Consider the following 18,913-nt stretch of genomic DNA (forward strand, 5'->3'; position numbering starts at 1 on the left):
TAGAACTTAGAACCCTAAGCGTTAAAATTATAAAGAGGCTTATTTATAGGTCATCTATAGTTTTTTAAACACTTAGGGTATCAAAGTATCTATATAAACAACAACCAAATATCCAATGTTTTGGAAGGAGTAAGAATACTATGGCAAGAGATTTTTCTTTGAAAAACACTCGTAATATCGGTATCATGGCTCACATCGATGCTGGTAAAACTACTACTACTGAACGTATTCTTTATTACACAGGCCGTATCCATAAAATTGGTGAAACACATGAAGGTGCTTCACAAATGGACTGGATGGAACAAGAGCAAGAGCGTGGTATTACAATCACTTCTGCTGCGACTACTGCACAATGGGATGGTCACCGTGTAAACATCATCGATACACCAGGACACGTAGACTTCACAGTTGAAGTTGAACGTTCATTACGTGTACTTGATGGTGCTGTAACTGTTCTTGATGCGCAATCAGGTGTTGAACCTCAAACTGAAACAGTTTGGCGTCAAGCTACAACTTACGGAGTACCTCGTATTGTATTCATTAATAAAATGGACAAAATGGGTGCTAACTTTGAATATTCAGTTGGTACACTACATGAGCGTTTACAAGCAAATGCTCACCCAATTCAGTTACCAATTGGTGCGGAAGACGATTTCAACGCTATTATTGACTTAGTAGAAATGAAATGTTTCCAATACACTAATGACTTAGGTACTGAAATTGAGGAAGTTGAGATCCCAGAATCTCACAAACAACAAGCTGAAGAAGCTCGTGAAGCTTTAATTGAAGCTGTTTCTGAATCAAATGACGAATTAATGGAAAAATACTTAGGTGGAGAAGAAATCACAGTTGATGAGCTTAAAGCGGCTATCCGTCAAGCTACTTGTGACGTTGAATTCTACCCAGTATTATGTGGTACAGCATTCAAAAACAAAGGTGTTCAATTAATGTTGGACGCTGTTATTGACTACTTACCATCACCATTAGATGTTAAACCTATTATCGGACATAGAGCTGATAACGAAGATGAAGAAGTAATTGCTAAACCTGATGACTCAGCGCCATTCGCTGCATTAGCGTTTAAAGTAATGACTGACCCATTCGTAGGTAAATTAACATTCTTCCGTGTTTATTCAGGTACAATGGAATCTGGTTCATACGTAAGAAACTCTACTAAAGGTAAACGTGAACGTGTAGGTCGTATCCTACAAATGCACGCTAACTCTCGTGAAGAGATTTCTACTGTATATTCTGGTGACATTGCAGGTGCTGTTGGTCTTAAAGATACTGGTACTGGTGATACTTTATGTGATGAAAAAGATAACATTATCTTAGAATCAATGGAATTCCCAGAACCTGTTATTCACTTATCTGTTGAGCCTAAATCTAAAGCTGACCAAGATAAAATGACTAACGCATTAGTTAAATTACAAGAAGAAGATCCAACATTCCATGCACACACTGACCATGAAACTGGACAAGTTATCATCGGTGGTATGGGTGAATTACATCTTGATATCTTAGTAGACCGTATGAAACGTGAATTCAAAGTAGAATGTACTGTTGGTGCTCCAATGGTATCTTACCGTGAAACGTTCAAAGAATCTGCACAAGTTCAAGGTAAATTCTCTCGTCAATCAGGTGGACGTGGACAATACGGTGATGTTCATATTGAATTCACACCTAACGAACAAGGTGGCGGCTTCGAATTCGAAAACGCTATCGTCGGTGGTGTAGTTCCTCGTGAATACATTCCATCAGTTGAAGCTGGTCTTAAAGACGCTATGGAAAACGGTGTATTAGCTGGATATCCATTAGTTGACGTTAAAGCTAAACTATATGATGGTTCATATCATGATGTCGATTCATCTGAAATGGCCTTCAAAGTTGCTGCGTCATTAGCACTTAAAGAAGCAGCTAAAAAATGTAACCCTGTAATCTTAGAGCCAATGATGAAAGTTGAAATCGTTATGCCTGAAGAGTACATGGGAGACATCATGGGTGACGTAACAAGTCGTCGTGGACGTGTTGAAGGTATGGAAGCACGCGGTAACGCTCAAGTTGTTCGTGCATTTGTTCCACTTTCAGAAATGTTCGGTTACGCTACAAACTTACGTTCTAACACTCAAGGTCGTGGTACTTATACTATGGTATTTGATCACTACGAAGAAGTTCCTAAATCAATTTCTGAAGAAATTATCAAGAAAAACAAAGGTGAATAATACATTCGCTTTAATAAATTGATTTTTTCATCAAAATGATTTATAAATTAACTATAGGTTATCCTCATGATGGTGAGTAACCATCATGAGGCTTAAATAAAAAATAATTTTTAATATGAATAGGAGAGATTTCATAATGGCTAAAGAAAAATTTGATCGCTCAAAAACACATGCCAATATTGGTACTATCGGTCACGTTGACCATGGTAAAACTACTTTAACAGCTGCTATCGCAACTGTATTAGCAAAACGTTCTGGTGACGGAGAAGCTCGTTCTTACGACCAAATCGATAACGCTCCAGAAGAAAAAGAACGTGGTATTACAATCAATACTTCACACATCGAATATGAAACTGAAAAACGTCACTATGCGCACGTTGACTGCCCAGGACACGCTGACTATGTTAAAAACATGATCACTGGTGCTGCTCAAATGGACGGCGGTATCTTAGTAGTATCTGCTGCTGACGGTCCAATGCCTCAAACTCGTGAGCACATTCTTTTATCACGTAACGTAGGTGTTCCTGCATTAGTAGTATTCTTAAACAAAGTTGACATGGTTGACGATGAAGAATTATTAGAATTAGTTGAAATGGAAGTTCGTGACTTATTATCTGAATATGACTTCCCAGGCGACGACGTTCCTGTAATTGCTGGTTCAGCATTAAAAGCATTAGAAGGCGACGAAGCTTACGAAGACAAAATCATGGAATTAATGGAAGCTGTTGATACATTCATTCCAACTCCAGAACGTGACTCTGACAAACCATTCATGATGCCAGTTGAGGACGTATTCTCAATCACTGGTCGTGGTACTGTTGCTACAGGCCGTGTTGAACGTGGTCAAATCACTGTTGGTGAAGAAGTTGAAATCATCGGTTTAACTGAAGAATCTTCTAAAACAACTGTAACTGGTGTTGAAATGTTCCGTAAATTATTAGACTTCGCTGAAGCTGGAGATAACATCGGTGCATTATTACGTGGTGTTGCTCGTGAAGACGTTAACCGTGGTCAAGTATTAGCTAAACCAGGTTCAATCACACCTCACACTAAATTCAAAGCTGAAGTTTATGTATTATCTAAAGACGAAGGTGGACGTCATACTCCATTCTTCACAAACTACCGCCCACAATTCTATTTCCGTACTACTGACGTAACTGGTGTAGTTAACTTACCAGAAGGTACTGAAATGGTTATGCCTGGCGACAACGTTGAAATGGACGTTGAATTAATTTCACCAATCGCTATTGAAGACGGTACTCGTTTCTCAATCCGTGAAGGTGGACGTACAGTTGGATCAGGCGTTGTTACAATCATCGAAGCTTAATTCGATATTGAACAAACTTGATTAAACAAAATAAAAGCCGAGACATTAAGTTGTCTCGGTTTTTTTATTGCTTATTTTTCTAATTCATCACTATGTTCAATAATAGATAAGAATAATTTGACGCTATTTTGTAATGCTTGTTCATCTAAATCGAATTTTGGATGGTGATGCGGATAAGTCGCTTTAAGTGCTTCGTTACCTACACCAGTAAAGAAATATGTTCCTGGAACATGTTGTAAGAAATAACCAACATCTTCGCCACCTAAAGAAGGAGGGAAATCGAATGCTTCTTCAACTGAATCAATTTCTGATGCAAGTTTTTTAGCCCATTCTGTTTCTTTCTCATGATTTACTACTGGTGGATAGCCATCGTGATATTTCAAATGACATTTAACACCATAACTTGATTCGATACCGTTTAATATGCCGTTTAATCGTTCTTTAATTTGATCTTTAACGTATGGTAAATACGTTCTAATAGTGCCTGATAATTGAACCTTATCCGCGATAACATTGAATGCATTACCACCTTTAAATGTACCGAACGTTACGACAGCCGATTCTAATGGATCTACTGTTCTTGAAACGATACTTTGTGCTTGGACAATCAATGAAGATGCAGCAACGATTGGATCTTTAGCTAGTTGAGGCATAGCACCATGTCCGCCTAGTCCTTGTATATCAATTTCAAATGAATCAGCTGCAGCATATGCTGGTCCAGAACAAAATCCAACTTTATTCGCGTCAATATGACTTGCTGTATGTGTTCCGAAGACATAATCCACACCATCGAGTGCACCGGCTTCTACCATCGCTTTAGCGCCACCTGGAAGTGACTCTTCAGCATGTTGATGGATTAACACGACATTCCCATGAATATCTTGCTCGTGCTTTTTAAGTATTTTTGCAGTGATGAGTAAACTTGCTGTATGCGCATCATGACCACAAGCATGCATCACACCATCGACTTTAGATTTATAAGGTACATCTTTCTCGTCTTGAATAGGCAATGCATCAAAATCAGCTCTTAATGCAATCGTTGGGCCTTCATGTCCACCTTTTATATAACCTAACAAGCCATTACCACCGACATCTCTTTTAACTTCAATTCCAAGGTTTTCAAGATAATCAGCTATGTATTTCTTTGTATTTTCTTCTTGAAAAGAAAGTTCGGGATGCTGGTGTAAATGTCTTCTAATTTCTATTAATTCATCCATGTATTGATTAACTTCAGTCGTTAATGTCATGAATATCATTCCTTTCCATAAACTTAAATGTTGTGAGTATGAAGATGCGTACAGCGTTTATTAAGCCTTGCTCATCAATATCAAACTTTGGATGGTGATGAGGAAAGTCAGCTTTGAAATGCTCGTTTCTTGTGCCTGTATAGAAAAATGCACCGGGAACACGCTGTTGATAATAAGAAAAATCTTCTCCACCTAAACTTGCTTCTAATTCTACGAGTTCTTCAACGCTATCAATTTCTTTAGTCGCTTCTAATATAAGATCAGTTTCACGTTCCGTGTTAATGACAGGGGGATACCCTTTACTATATTTTAAGTCGTAAGTAACGTCGGTAGAAGTCGCAATGCCTTCTAATACTTTCTTAAAGCCTTCTATGACACTATTTTGTGTATCTGAGTCGAACGTTCTAATCGTTCCGCCAATTTTGCATGTATCTGGTATGACATTATTCGTTTCTCCAGCATTGAACATTGTAATGGATAAAACGGCAGGAGAGAGTGCACTTGTTTTACGTGAAACAATGTATTGTAAATCGTTACATAATTGTATACCTGCTGCGAGTGGATCAATTAATTGATCAGGATGTGCAGCATGTCCACCTCTACCTTTCAAAGTAATCCAGAAGTCATCCGGAATACCTGTCGTTGTACCGTATTTATAGCCGATTTTACCAACATCTAAATGACTAGATACATGTTGCCCAATAATCGCATCAACGCCTGTTAAACACCCGTCAGCAATCATTTGAATAGCACCACCAGGATCGACTTCTTCAGCATGTTGGTGAATAAAGACGACGCGACCATTAATTTCATCTTTATGTTCAGATAAAATTTTCGCAGTCATTAATAATACAGCCGTATGGGCATCGTGACCACAAGCGTGCATGACACCATCAACAGTTGATTTGTAAGGTACTTCCTTTTCATCTTGGATAGGTAATGCATCAAAATCAGCTCTAATCGCTAATGTAGGACCTTCTTTATCTTTGTTTAATGTACCTATAACACCACGTCCTCCGACGCCTTCACGAACGTCAATGCCTAATTCTCTTAAGTAATGTGCAATATAAGCAGGTGTCTTCACTTCTTCAAAAGATAATTCTGGATTCATATGTAAATATCTTCTGATTTCAATCATTTCATCATAATAGTCTTCAACTTTTTGTAATAAAATATTTTTCATTCTTATAGAACACCTTCTATCTCAAGCACTTGAATAAACATTTGTGTCGTCGTCTTCATTGCTTCTTCATCTAAATCAAACATAGGATGATGGTGTGGGGCAGTTGAGCCTTTATCTTCATTACCACTACCAGTTAGGAAGAAACAACCTGGACGATTAAGTAAGTAGTATGAGAAATCTTCACCTATCATCATAGGAGGGATGTCTTCATAAGTTAAATCTAAGCGCTCAGCAGCTTCTTTAACCACTTCATATTGTTCTTCATGGTTGACGACTGTAGGATAGCCTCTGCGGTATTCAAAGTCATAAGTCGCGTTATTGGCTAAACAAATTCCTTTTAAGACACGTTCAAGCTCAGCTTCTATTGTGTCTTTAACTTCTGGTTTAAATGTTCTAACAGTACCCGCTAAAGTAGCTGTATCACTTATAACATTAAATGCAGTACCCGCATCTACTTTCCCAACTGTAATCACACCTCGATCTATTGGGTCTAAGTTTCGAGAAATGATTTTTTGGATGCTAGAAATGTATTCAGCTACGATTACAATTGGATCGATTGATGTATGAGGTTTAGCACCGTGACCACCTTTACCTTGAATGGTCACTTCAAAGTAGTCAGGTGATGCCATCATTTCATTAGGACGTGTCTTAATTGAAGATGTTTCATGACCACTCCAAAAATGGTTTCCATAAACTTTATCGACACCTTCTAATGCACCATCATCAACCATTGGACTAGCACCGCCAGGACTTAATTCTTCTGCATATTGAAAAATAAAAACAACATTCCCTTTAAGCAAATGTTGATGTTCATGCAGTATTTCACAGAATGTTAAGAGTGTAGCGGTATGACCGTCATGACCACAAGCATGCATTACACCATCAACAGTCGATTTATAAGGTACGTCTTTTTCATCTTGAATAGGTAAAGCATCAAAGTCTGCACGAAATGCGATCGTTTGACCAGGTTCATTCCCTGTTAATTTAGCGACAATACCACGTTCCCCGACTGGCGCTTTAATCTCTAATTTATCTAGTTTCTTTAATTCAGATAAAATAAAATCATGAGTTTTTTCCTCATGATAGGATAGTTCAGGATTTTTATGCATATGTCTTCTGATGTCTACAAGTCGATCGAATTTTTTATCTACTTCTTCTTTCCAATTAACCATTCATAAACCTTCTTTCAGTTCTTTAAAAATATAATATGATAATTGTAGCAAAATTTATAGAAAATTTAAACAATTCAATTTAAGATGATAACGCTTAATTCTTTGATTTTGATGTGTTATGATTGAGAAAAAGTGCTAAAGGAGAAGGTTTAAATGGTACAAACATTAGATTCATTCTTACAAACAAATTTAAATGAATTAAAAGACAATGGCCTATATAACGAGATTGATGTCGTTGAAGGTGCAAATGGTGCTGAGATTACAATTGGAGGTAAAAATTACATTAACTTATCTTCAAATAACTATCTTGGATTAGCAACAGATGAAGATTTAAAGAAAGCTGCTAAAGATGCGATAGATTCTCACGGTGTAGGTGCGGGGGCAGTACGTACAATTAACGGTACATTAGACTTACACAGAGAACTTGAAGAAACTTTAGCTCAGTTCAAAGGTACTGAAAGTGCAATTGCATACCAATCAGGCTTTAACTGTAACATGGCTGCTATTTCAGCTGTTATGAATAAAAATGATGCAATCTTATCTGATGAATTAAACCATGCTTCAATTATTGATGGTTGTCGTTTATCTAAAGCAAAAATTATTCGTGTTAATCACTCAGATATGGATGATTTAAGAGCGAAAGCTAAAGAAGCGGTTGAATCAGGTCAATATAATAAAGTTATGTACATTACAGATGGCGTATTCTCAATGGATGGAGACGTAGCAAAATTACCTGAAATTGTAGAAATTGCTGAAGAATTTGGTTTAATCACATATGTTGATGACGCGCATGGTTCTGGTGTAATGGGTAAAGGTGCAGGAACAGTTAAACATTTCGGACTTCAAGACAAAATTGACTTCCAAATCGGAACACTATCAAAAGCAATTGGTGTTGTAGGTGGTTATGTAGCTGGTACTAAAGATTTAATCGACTGGTTAAAAGTTGCTTCAAGACCATTCTTATTCTCAACTTCATTAGCACCTGGAGACACTAAAGCTATTACAGAATCAGTTAAAAAATTAATGGCTTCTACAGAATTACATGATAAATTATGGGATAACGCTAATTACTTAAAAGAAGGCTTAAAAGCAAAAGGCTTCGATATTGGTCATTCAGAAACACCAATTACACCTGTAATTATCGGTGAAGAGAAAAAAGCTCAAACATTTAGTAAGAGATTAATGGACGAAGGTGTGTATGCGAAAGCAATCGTATTCCCAACAGTTCCAAGAGGTACAGGCCGTGTAAGAAACATGCCAACAGCCGCTCATACAAAAGAACAACTAGATCAAGCAATTGATATTTATGAAAAAATCGGTAAAGAATTAGGATTACTATAATTAATATTTCATCAAGCGCATGGGACAAATGAATACGTCCCATGCGCTTTTAATTTATAGCGATTGAGGCGATAGTTAGTAACAAAACTCCATACTTTTGTAATTAAGGGAGTCGTTAGTAACAAAACTTGCGGGTTTTGTAATTAAGGAGGGCGTTAGTAACAAATCTCCGTACTTTTGTAACTAAGGATGCCGTTAGTAACAAATCTCCGTACTTTTGTAATTAAGGGAGCCGTTAGTAACAAAACTCAGAACTTTTGTAACGAAACGTACCGTAACTAACATTTTATTCTCGACTTATGTATTACAATACGATTGTTTTTTTGTATTAGGTAACTTTATTTATCTTTCTAATGTACTTCTGAAGTATACAAAACGATAAAAATATAGTAAAATATCATTGAAGAAAGCGCTTTTGTCTTTCTTGTGCGTACAAATGAACATTTCAACAATACAGGAGGATTTAAAATGAAAAAGATAATAATCACTGGGGCGTTAGGACAAATAGGGACAGAATTAGTTATAAAGTTAAGAAATAAATATGGTAATGAAAATGTATTAGCGACTGATATTAGAGAACCAGAAAGTGACAGCGAAATTAATAATGGACCATTTGAAATTTTAGATGTTACAGATCAAGAAAGATTTCATGAATTAGTTAAAAATTTCAATGCAGATACTTTAATGCATATGGCGGCATTACTTTCAGCAACTGCTGAAAAGAATCCACTATTCGCTTGGAATTTAAATATGGGTGGATTAGTGAATGCACTTGAAATAGCACGTGAATTCGATATGCAATTCTTCACACCAAGTTCAATCGGTGCGTTTGGACCAAATACACCTAAAGATATGACTCCACAAGTTACTATTCAAAGACCAACTTCAATGTATGGTGTAAACAAAGTAGCTGGGGAATTATTATGTGACTATTACTACACGAAATTTGGCGTAGATACTAGAAGTATGAGATTTCCTGGGTTAATCTCTTACGTTAAAGAACCAGGTGGCGGTACAACAGACTATGCAGTGGAAATTTATTTCAAAGCTATCAGGGAAGGAAGATACGATAGCTATATTGATAAAGGTACATTTATGGATATGATGTTCATGGATGATGCTATTGATGCAATCATTAAATTGATGGAAGCGGATAGTTCACGATTAATTAACCGTAATGCATATAATGTGAGCGCAATGAGCGTTGATCCTGAAACAATTAAAGCAGCTATCCAAAAACATATGCCTGATTTCGAATTAGGTTATGATGTGGATCCAGAAAGACAAGCAATTGCTGATAGCTGGCCAAATTCTATTGATTCAACTTGCGCGAAAGAAGAGTGGGACTTCTCACCAACTTATGATTTAGAAAAAATGACTTCATTAATGCTTAAAGCTATTGAAGAAAAAGATAATTTAGCTAAACAGTAATTTTATTGTGTATATTTTTTAAATTTTCCAAAAATTCATTGAATAACGCCTCTATGACTGATATACTTGATAACATTAATTATTAATTAGCCTAGGAGGAATCATTATGACAGAAACATTTTACGTAGAAAAGCGTGAACAGCTTAAAGAGAAACCGGATTTTTCAAATTTGGTCTTTGGCGAAATCTTTACTGATTATATGCTATCTATGTCATATAAACAGGGTGAAGGCTGGTCAGAGCCTAAAATAATTCCATATGGGCCGATTACGTTGTCACCAAGTGCACAAGGTCTTCATTATGGACAAACAGTGTTCGAAGGAATGAAAGCATATAAAGATGGGGATGAAGTTACGTTATTCAGACCTGACCAAAATTTCAAGCGAATTAATTTATCTTTAAAAAGACTTGAAATGCCTCAAATCGATGAAGAAAAAGTGTTGAACGGTTTAATTCAACTTATTGATTTAGAGCGCGATTGGATTCCAAGTGGAGAAGGTCAATCTTTATATGTTAGACCATTTGTATATGCAACTGAACCATACTTAGGTGTGCGTTCTTCTACGGACTACGAATTTTTAGTAATACTTTCTCCAGTAGGCGCTTATTACGGTGATGATCAAATGAAACCAACAAGTATATATGTTGAAGATGAATATGTACGTGCTGTAAGAGGTGGCGTTGGATTTGCTAAATGTGGTGGTAACTACGCAGCAAGTTTAATTGCGCAAACACGTGCTAATGAACTTGGATTTGATCAAGTATTATGGTTAGACGGCGTTGAACAAAAATACATCGAAGAAGTCGGAAGTATGAATATATTCTTCGTCATCGATGGCAAAGTTGTAACACCTGAGTTGAATGGTAGTATTTTACCAGGTATTACACGTAAAACAGTTCTCGAACTTGCTCAAGAGTTAGGTTATGAAACTGAAGAGAAACGATTATCTATTGATGATATTATAAATGCTCATCATGACGGTCGTTTAACAGAAATTTTCGGAACAGGAACTGCAGCAGTTATTTCTCCAGTAGGTTTCCTAAAATACGAAGAAGCTGAAATTACAATTAATAATAATGAAATCGGTCCGGTTACTCAAACGTTATTTGATGAATATACAGCAATCCAAACAGGTAAGAAAGAAGATAAACATGGTTGGAGAGTTGTTGTAGGACAAGAAAGCCACATTGAAATTGTGTAAATAAATTCAATAATAAGAAGAGAGTCTGAGACAGTATCTGTAGCAGGCTCTTTTTTAAAGGAGTAAAGTGATGATTAAATGGTTATTATTTGATAAAGATGGGACATTGCTTAAGTTTGATGAAACATGGTCTGAAATATCACTTGTGATGATCGATCGCTTTGTAGAGAAATATCATATAGAGCAGAAACAAGCATTACAAGAAGCGTTAGGATATGTAGACGGACAATTTCTATCAAGTGGTATATTAGCATCTGGAACTTTAGCTGATATCGTACGTGTGTTTACACAATTTGCACAAAATGCTGATTCAAAAGAAATTGAAGACTGGACAGTACAATTAAGCAAAGATTTAATCGCAGAGTACGAACCAGAAACGATCGTTATAGAAGGAATGGTAGAAACATTAACCGCATTTAAAGATAAATCATACCAAATCGCAATTATAACAAGTGATGATATCGACGGGACAAATCGATTTATTCAAGATGCAGGTGTAGGTCATTTAATAGATGAAAAAATAACAGCATCTATTAACGGTTATCAAAAGCCAAATCCAAAAATGGTAGAAGCATTTTATGAAAAATGGAACGTATCACCAGACGAAATTGTGATTATAGGCGATACACCAACAGACATACAAATGGGTAAGAATGCACACTTCAAGAAAGTTATTGGCGTTCTGAGCGGTACGGGTAATAAAGAAGATTTATCAGATGCAGACTTTATTTATCAAGATATTAATGAATTTTACGCACAAGAAGCGGAATGGAGTAAATAAAATAAATGGCCATAAATATGCTTATAACAGCATGTTTATGGCCATTTTATTATTTCACGCGTGTATCGATTGAACGGTGTGTTTCAATGACATGCGCAATTTTATCTATAATATGGTTAATGGAATCTGGATCTTCGTATAAGTCATAGTCGTTAATATTTACACGTACAACTGGACATTCTGTAAAGTTGTTAATCCAATTATCATAACGTGAGAATAATTTTTTCCAATATGCTTCATCTGTTTCGATTTCCATTTGACGTCCACGTCTTTGGATACGTTGAATGACGTCGTTATAGTCACATTCTAAATAGATTAATGCGTCTGGTTTAGGGAAGTAAGGTGTCATAACCATTGCTTCAAATAATTCTCTATACGTTGCATAATCTTCTTCAGTCATTGTGCCTTGTTCTTCGTGCATTTTAGCAAATATATCAACGTCTTCATATATTGAACGGTCTTGAATAAATCCGCCACCATATTCGAACATTCTCTTTTGTTCTTTAAAGCGTTCTGCTAAAAAGTAAATTTGTAGATGGAAGCTCCAACGTTCAAAGTCGTGATAAAATTTTTCTAAATAAGGGTTGTTATCGACTTTCTCAAAAGAAGTCTTGAAGTTTAGTCGTTCGCTAAGTGCTTGTGTTAAAGATGATTTTCCAACACCAACAGTACCAGCAATTGTGATGATAGCATCATTTGGTATGACTTTATTTGTCATGTATAATCTCTCCAATCAAAGGTTGTAATAAGTTTAAGACTTGTTGATAATCTGCGGTGTTATTCACGAAATCTAAATGAGAAGTATCGATTTGAATGGCATCAATTTCATTTTTTACTTCTTCATAAAATTGATTATAGTCACGTTTAAGTTGAGCTAAATAATCATTTTCAATTTGAGTTTCGTATGATCTATTTCGATGGGCAATTCGTTGTTGAAGTACTTCGAGGGATGCATCGAGAAAGATAATTTGGTCAGGCATGCGAATATCTTCAGTTAAGATATCATAAATTCTACTAAATTTATCAAATTCAGTTTCATTTAATGTGTTTTTAGCGAAAATCTTATTTTTAAAGATATGATAGTCGCTCACAATACCATTAATATTTTCTAAATCAGTTAACTGTTTGTAACGATGACACAAGAAGAACATTTCGGTTTGAAAGCTCCACTTAGAAATATCGTCATAAAAATCACTTAAATATGGATTCTCATCAACAATTTCAAATTCTTCAGTGTAATGGAGCGCTTCAGCAAGCTTTTTCGTTAAAGAGCTTTTCCCGACGCCGATTGGTCCTTCAATTGCGATAAAGGTTTTTTTCATATATATCTCTCCAGATGTTAAAATAGACATACCTATTCTATCACAAATTAAACGGAGTGAAATGTGACGTGCATGAAAAATATATGAAACTTGCAATTGAAGAAGCAAAAAAAGCTTGGGCAATGGATGAAGTACCGATTGGCGCAATAATTGTTTATAAAGATGAAGTAATTGGCAGAGGGCATAATTTAAGAGAACATGATCAAAGTCCTGTAGCGCACGCTGAGATGATAGCGATACAAGAAGCGGCCAAGCACCTTAATTCATGGCGTCTTGAAGAGACAACATTATATGCTACGTTAGAGCCTTGTGTGATGTGTTCAGGCGCTATTGTTATGAGTAGAATTCCTCATGTCGTTTACGGCGCAACAGATTTAAAAGGCGGTTGTAGTGGTAGCTTAATGAATTTAATAGAAGATACACGATTCAATCATCGAGCAACAGTTGAAAGAGGAGTGCTCGAACAAGAATGTGGAGATATGTTACGAACATTTTTTAAGGAAAAAAGGATTTTAAAAAAACAAATTAAGCAGAATAATACAGATTCATAGAGATTATTACGGTTATTTGTTAAAATTTATGTTGAATATAAAGAAAAGAGGTTACTTTCATGATTAAGTTAATCGCAACAGATATGGATGGTACTTTATTAAACGCTGCACATGAAGTTTCTAATGAAAATTATGAAGCAATAAAGTATGCACAATCTAAAGGGATAACTGTCGTTATAGCTACGGGTAGAGCATTTTATGAAGCAAACAGTCCAATTGAAAAAACAGATTTAACATTACCATATATTTGTTTGAATGGTGCAGAAGTAAGAGATGAAGAATTCAACATCGTTCATACATCTAAATTAACACGTCCATTAATCAACAAAATCACAGGCGTCTTAAATAAAGAAGATATTTATTATCAAGTATATACAAACTTTGGTATATATACAGAAGACCCAGAAAAAGATTTAGAAATCTACGTTGATATCGCTGAAAAAGCTGGTCAAAAAGCAGATGTTAAAAAAATCCGTGCCAACATTCAAAGTAGAATTGACAACGGTACTTTAAAAACGGTTGATAGCTACGATGAAATCGAAAATAGACCAGGCGAAATCATTTTAAAAATATTAGCATTCGCGAGTGACTTATCTAAAATTGATAGAGCCAAAGCTGAAATTTCTGAATCAAAAAGTTTAGCTGTATCTTCATCATCAAGAGGGAATATCGAAATTACACATTCAGATGCTCAAAAAGGTATTGCTTTAGAAGAAATCGCAAATCAATTAAACATTCCAATGTCAGACGTAATGGCAATTGGTGATAATTTAAATGACGTTTCTATGTTAGAAAAAGCAGGCTATGCAGTTGCCATGGAAAATGGTGCACCCGAAGTTAAAGAGATAGCAGATTATGTTACAGACACTAATGAACACAGTGGTGTAGGTAAAGCGATTATACATGCACTCAAAGATTATGACCGCTAAAACATCGTCCAAAAGAATGATTTTTCTATAAATTTAAATTCATAGTTTTTTTGTATGTTATAATGGTCGGTAATGATAATCATTAAAATTTTGAGGTGACAACATTGAAAGTATTACTTATTGTAGGTAGCGCAAAACAATATTCACATACACATGCACTAGCACAATTTGTTCGAGGTAATTTAGAAGAACAAGGTGCAGAAGTAACATTGTTTGATTTATATGATAAACCAATACCTTTTTTAGATGTATCAGGCAAGCATTTAAATGACGAACGCGTTAAAGATAATGTAAATGAATTACGTGAGAAAGCCGAAGAAGCCGATGCAATTATTATCGGTACACCAAATTATCACGGTTCATATTCAGGTATACTGAAAAATGCATTAGATCATTTAACGATGGATCAATTTAAAATGAAACCTGTTGGCTTAATATGTAACAGTGGTGGTATGCGCAGTACAGAACCATTATCACATTTACGTATTATTATGAGAAACTTATTAGGTATCGCAGTGCCAGTTCAAATCTCAACACAAGATGCAGATTATGGTAAAACAGAAGACGGCACATATTATGTAGATGTAGATGATATTAAATTACGCGTTAAATTATTTACAGAACAAATCACAAAATTAATACAAAATAACCCATGGATTGAAACAGAAGAAGTAAATTCATAATAAGAGGAGAGCAACAGCTTAGGCTGTTGCTCTTTTCTTTATAGAGAAAGGTGGAAATGTCGGGATGGGAGTGGGAAATATGGACCGATAAAAAAATTTATCGACCCGAAAACAGGATTTGCAGGCCGATAAATAAAATTATCGACCCGAAAACAGGATTTACAGGCCGATAAAAAAATTTATCGACCCGAAAACGGGATTATCAGGCCGATAAAAAAATTTATCGACCCGAAAATGAGACTACCACCCCATATAACATCACAAACCACCATAATAATGTATAATTACCTTAATACAATAATAAGTACTTTTGATAACTTGATGATTAAGCAATAATAGGAGGTATTACCATGGAATATTCAATAAAGAGAATACCTAGCAATGAGGATTTACAAAAGTTATATTTAAGTGTCGGTTGGGATGTATATGTAAAGAATAATGAAGATATGACTGTACTTTTAAAAAATGCATGTTACTTTGTAACTATATGGGATCATGATCAATTAGTTGGATTGACTAGAGTTATTAGTGATGACCATTCAATTGCATATGTACAAGATATTCTTATAGATCCTGATTATCAAGGTAACGGAATAGGTAGCAAACTTTTAAATATGATTAAAGAACGATTTAATCATGTCAGACAAGTTGTATTAATGACGGATACATCAGAAAAGACTATCAATTTTTATGAAAAGAATGAGTTATTGTCATTAGATAAGTATGGCTGTACTGCTTTCATGAAGATCAACCAATAGCCCTCCCGTATCCACAAACAAAAAAACGGACCGACTGTTCTACGTCGGTCCGTTCTCTATTTAAATTACTTAGTATATTTTAATCTTGCGAATGCATCGTGTTGATGTATAGATTCTTCGTTTCGGCATTCGATCTCGAATCCTTGAATCCATTCTAATTCTACTAAATCAGCTGCTACCAATCTAATTAAATCTTCTACAAATCTTGGATTCTCATATGCTCTTTCTGTTACTGCTTTTTCGTCAGTTCGTTTCAAGATTGGATATAACATTGAACTTGCGTTAGCCTCCATACCGTCTAATACAATATCTTTGTAGTTATCTGGTAGGCTTACTTCTGGATCTAAATCAATTAGGACTGTGATGATACCACGCTGATTATGAGCTGAGTATTCACTAATTTCTTTAGAACATGGGCATAACGTTGTTACAGGTACTTCTATACCTAAAGATTTCTTTGTTATTTTATCTTCTGAAACGGATAAGATATATCTAATATCTGCATGACCGACTGCCTTTTGGTTTGTAACTGGGCTAAAGCGGTTAAAGAACCATTTTGCTGTTACATCTACTGATGCAGTATTTTGAATCATTGCAGTTTGTAGTGTATTTAATAATGATGTTAAATGGTCGAAATCTAGTTTCACACCGTTATCATAATGTTTTTCAACACTTTCGATAATACGGCTCATATTAATACCTTTTTCGTCTTGATTTAAACTTGTTGAAAATTCGAAGTTTCCAACTGTTTGAAAATCATCAATTCTTACAGGGTAAATTAAGTTCTTGATACCAACATGTTCAATTTCGAACAGGAAATCTTTCTTAGAGCTTTGTAAATCAGGCATCTTTTCTTTTTCAGTTGGCTTTGTACCTTTAATAGGGTCAACTGAACCGAAATATTTCCAGCGCGCTTCACGTGTTGATAAATCTAATTGTGTCATTCACATTGCCTCCACTATCTATTCAATATGATATGTCCAGAAATGTTCTGTCTTCATCCACATATCTTTAGCCGCTTCACCTTCTTGAGTATTTGAAGCAAGGTTTTGTAACATTGGACCTGTTTGAGACGCATGAGCTTTAAGGACTTTCATCTTGCGTTCTTCGTATCCAGTAATATCTATATTAATATCCGGTTCTCCTAAATCGCTGTAAGTGTCATTACTAAATGCCACAAGGTGTAATTTAGGTCTTGCTGATGCTTCCATACGACTGACTGTTCTTACAACTGATTCTGCAGTTGCTTCATGGTCAGGGTGAACGGAATAACCAGGATAGAATGAAATAATCAATGATGGGTTAAGTTCATCTATTAATGATTTTACCATATTATCTAATTCATCTTTAGGTTCAAATTCGATTGTTTTATCTCTATAGCCCATTTTTCTTAAATCTGTGATACCAATCGCTTCAGCTGCTGCATCTAATTCACGTTCTCTTATAAATGGTAAAGATTCACGTGTAGCAAAAGGTGGGTTACCTAGGTTACGGCCCATCTGTCCTAACGTTAAACATGCGTAAGTTACTGGTGTACCATTGTCCACGAACTTACTTAATGTTCCAGATGTTCCAAATGCTTCGTCGTCTGGATGTGGAAAAATAACTAATACTTGTCTTTCGTCATTCATTGTATTCACCTCTTAATCCTTGAAAGGATTGCTACTAATTTCTAAAGTTGCAGCAAGTTGTCCTTCATAATTTAGTCCCGCTATTAATAGTTCGTTATTTTCAGTTACTTCATAATGTGTTAGTCCTTGAACATAAACCCAACCGTTGTTGTCTAATTTTAAACCAACACGATAAGGTTCTTTATTACCGCCTGTTAAATGTGCGTGTGTAAAAGTAACTTGAATATTTCTTAAAAATGTACCAGCATTAAATACTTTGCTATCAAAATGGTTTGCATAAGCACCATTTGTTGTTTCTACATGGAGATAAACTGGCTTATTTTCATATTCCGATATTAGTGATTGTACTTGATCTACTTGAATTAATTCCATGCCTTTCACTCCTCATAGTATATACTTTACTATTCTACTAAATTCTTGAGTAAATTTATATACATTCTGCTCACAAGTTATGATTTATTGTCTTGAAGTATGACATCTCTCGTATGCTGATAAAGATTCATATTATCTTGTCGCTCTAACAACATATAACTGACAACATCAATCAAGAAATGTGCTGAAATTTGTGTGTTAATGAATTGTTTATCGTTCACTCTCGTTTGATCAATCGTCATGATGACAATGTCAGAATAAGCAGTCAGTTCACTACCAGCATAGTTTGTAATCGCAATAACAGTTGCCCCTTGAGATTTCGCAATTTTAGCAGCATTAATCAGTTCTTCTGTCTTGCCACTATTAGAAAATGCAATTAACGCATCATTTTTATTTAATAGCGAAGCCCCAATTTTCATTTGATGCGCATCAGTTACAGAACTTCCAGCTATGCCCATTCTCATGGTTCGATAATAGAATTCAGTTGCCGTTAAACCAGAACTTCCTAAACCTGCAAAAAGCGTTTGACGACTATTGGTTAAAATATCAATCAATTGATTAATTTTATCATTAGATATAAATTCACCAGTTTGTTGTATAAGCGTTTGATGATATTCATGGATTCTTTTAATGAGCGGAACGTTTTGAATATCCGTCTTCTCATAAGTTTGTTGAATATTGAACTTCATATCTTGAAAATGTTGATAGTTCAATTTATGACTAAATCTAGTAATGCTAGAAGTTGATACACCAATTGCATAA

19 protein-coding genes are annotated in these 18,913 nt (G+C 35.3%); 10 read left to right on the forward strand and 9 right to left on the reverse strand.

Features of this window, described 5'->3' with window-relative positions; genetic code table 11:
* Positions 1 to 140 precede the first annotated feature (140 nt).
* Both fusA and tuf read left to right on the forward strand, forming a co-directional pair.
* The gene (gene fusA / locus LQ677_RS13515; RefSeq protein ID WP_196307514.1) at positions 141 to 2,222 is read left to right on the forward strand and encodes an elongation factor G; all 2,082 of its coding nucleotides are present in this window, start codon (positions 141 to 143) and stop codon (positions 2,220 to 2,222) included.
* A gap of 136 nt (positions 2,223 to 2,358) precedes the next feature.
* Complete coding sequence (gene tuf / locus LQ677_RS13520; RefSeq protein ID WP_037589925.1) at positions 2,359 to 3,549, forward strand: elongation factor Tu; 1,191 nt, start codon at positions 2,359 to 2,361, stop codon at positions 3,547 to 3,549.
* Between the two features lie 71 nt (positions 3,550 to 3,620).
* Here the strand turns inward: tuf and LQ677_RS13525 are convergent, their stop codons facing one another.
* Genes LQ677_RS13525 through LQ677_RS13535 form a run of 3 tightly spaced genes read right to left on the reverse strand, consistent with a single transcriptional unit; the run spans position 3,621 to position 7,151 of the window.
* Positions 3,621 to 4,796, reverse strand: coding sequence for a M20 metallopeptidase family protein (locus LQ677_RS13525; RefSeq protein ID WP_037589926.1), 1,176 nt, complete (start codon positions 4,794 to 4,796; stop codon positions 3,621 to 3,623).
* Positions 4,780 to 5,979, reverse strand: a complete 1,200-nt coding sequence (locus LQ677_RS13530) for a M20 metallopeptidase family protein (RefSeq protein ID WP_239749030.1) — start codon at positions 5,977 to 5,979, stop codon at positions 4,780 to 4,782. The genes LQ677_RS13525 and LQ677_RS13530 overlap by 17 nt, the downstream gene beginning before the upstream one ends.
* Positions 5,980 to 5,981: 2 nt before the next feature.
* Positions 5,982 to 7,151, reverse strand: coding sequence for an amidohydrolase (locus LQ677_RS13535; protein ID WP_126476316.1), 1,170 nt, complete (start codon positions 7,149 to 7,151; stop codon positions 5,982 to 5,984).
* Positions 7,152 to 7,304: 153 nt separating this feature from the next.
* Between LQ677_RS13535 and LQ677_RS13540 the strand changes: the two genes are divergently transcribed.
* From LQ677_RS13540 to LQ677_RS13555, 4 genes are all read left to right on the forward strand, one after another.
* Complete coding sequence (locus LQ677_RS13540) at positions 7,305 to 8,492, forward strand: glycine C-acetyltransferase (RefSeq protein ID WP_025904873.1); 1,188 nt, start codon at positions 7,305 to 7,307, stop codon at positions 8,490 to 8,492.
* A 468-nt stretch (positions 8,493 to 8,960) separates the two neighbouring features.
* The gene (locus LQ677_RS13545) at positions 8,961 to 9,923 is read left to right on the forward strand and encodes an L-threonine 3-dehydrogenase (RefSeq protein WP_037589928.1); all 963 of its coding nucleotides are present in this window, start codon (positions 8,961 to 8,963) and stop codon (positions 9,921 to 9,923) included.
* Between the two features lie 106 nt (positions 9,924 to 10,029).
* Entirely contained in the window at positions 10,030 to 11,124 is a 1,095-nt protein-coding gene (locus LQ677_RS13550; protein ID WP_049319454.1) for a branched-chain amino acid aminotransferase, read from the forward strand.
* Between the two features lie 70 nt (positions 11,125 to 11,194).
* Positions 11,195 to 11,905 carry an HAD family hydrolase gene (locus LQ677_RS13555; RefSeq protein WP_239749031.1) on the forward strand — a complete coding sequence of 237 codons (711 nt, stop codon included), beginning with the start codon at positions 11,195 to 11,197 and terminating at the stop codon, positions 11,903 to 11,905.
* A 49-nt stretch (positions 11,906 to 11,954) separates the two neighbouring features.
* Here the strand turns inward: LQ677_RS13555 and LQ677_RS13560 are convergent, their stop codons facing one another.
* Together LQ677_RS13560 and LQ677_RS13565 are read right to left on the reverse strand one after the other, a co-directional pair.
* Entirely contained in the window at positions 11,955 to 12,623 is a 669-nt protein-coding gene (locus LQ677_RS13560) for a deoxynucleoside kinase (RefSeq protein WP_025904877.1), read from the reverse strand.
* Positions 12,613 to 13,227 carry a deoxynucleoside kinase gene (locus LQ677_RS13565; protein WP_037589930.1) on the reverse strand — a complete coding sequence of 205 codons (615 nt, stop codon included), beginning with the start codon at positions 13,225 to 13,227 and terminating at the stop codon, positions 12,613 to 12,615. The genes LQ677_RS13560 and LQ677_RS13565 overlap by 11 nt, the downstream gene beginning before the upstream one ends.
* 83 nt (positions 13,228 to 13,310) lie before the next feature.
* Here LQ677_RS13565 and tadA point away from each other — a divergent pair, with 83 nt between their 5' ends.
* From tadA to LQ677_RS13585, 4 genes are all read left to right on the forward strand, one after another.
* Positions 13,311 to 13,778 (forward strand): tRNA adenosine(34) deaminase TadA, encoded by a 468-nt coding sequence (gene tadA, locus LQ677_RS13570; protein WP_037589959.1) that lies wholly within the window; start codon positions 13,311 to 13,313, stop codon positions 13,776 to 13,778.
* Positions 13,779 to 13,837: 59 nt separating this feature from the next.
* Positions 13,838 to 14,707: a Cof-type HAD-IIB family hydrolase gene (locus LQ677_RS13575; protein ID WP_107576865.1), complete on the forward strand. Its 870-nt coding sequence runs from the start codon at positions 13,838 to 13,840 to the stop codon at positions 14,705 to 14,707.
* 104 nt (positions 14,708 to 14,811) lie between these two features.
* A complete protein-coding gene (locus tag LQ677_RS13580; protein WP_037589932.1) occupies positions 14,812 to 15,390 on the forward strand; it encodes an NADPH-dependent FMN reductase in 579 nt (192 codons plus the stop codon).
* Positions 15,391 to 15,740: 350 nt separating this feature from the next.
* Positions 15,741 to 16,148: a GNAT family N-acetyltransferase gene (locus LQ677_RS13585; RefSeq protein WP_239749032.1), complete on the forward strand. Its 408-nt coding sequence runs from the start codon at positions 15,741 to 15,743 to the stop codon at positions 16,146 to 16,148.
* Between the two features lie 65 nt (positions 16,149 to 16,213).
* On the opposite strand, the gene folE2 is transcribed toward LQ677_RS13585, so the two are convergent.
* The 4 genes from folE2 to LQ677_RS13605 all read right to left on the reverse strand — a co-directional run.
* Entirely contained in the window at positions 16,214 to 17,092 is an 879-nt protein-coding gene (gene folE2 / locus LQ677_RS13590) for a GTP cyclohydrolase FolE2 (RefSeq protein ID WP_239749033.1), read from the reverse strand.
* Between the two features lie 18 nt (positions 17,093 to 17,110).
* The gene (gene bshB2 / locus LQ677_RS13595) at positions 17,111 to 17,779 is read right to left on the reverse strand and encodes a bacillithiol biosynthesis deacetylase BshB2 (RefSeq protein ID WP_037589936.1); all 669 of its coding nucleotides are present in this window, start codon (positions 17,777 to 17,779) and stop codon (positions 17,111 to 17,113) included.
* A gap of 12 nt (positions 17,780 to 17,791) precedes the next feature.
* Complete coding sequence (locus tag LQ677_RS13600; RefSeq protein WP_025904884.1) at positions 17,792 to 18,151, reverse strand: YojF family protein; 360 nt, start codon at positions 18,149 to 18,151, stop codon at positions 17,792 to 17,794.
* A gap of 77 nt (positions 18,152 to 18,228) precedes the next feature.
* The coding region (locus tag LQ677_RS13605) for a MurR/RpiR family transcriptional regulator (RefSeq protein WP_239749034.1) at positions 18,229 to 18,913 on the reverse strand (685 nt) is incomplete at its 5' end.

This window comes from Mammaliicoccus sp. Q-M61 (assembly GCF_022386055.1).
GTDB lineage: Bacteria > Bacillota > Bacilli > Staphylococcales > Staphylococcaceae > Mammaliicoccus > Mammaliicoccus sciuri_A.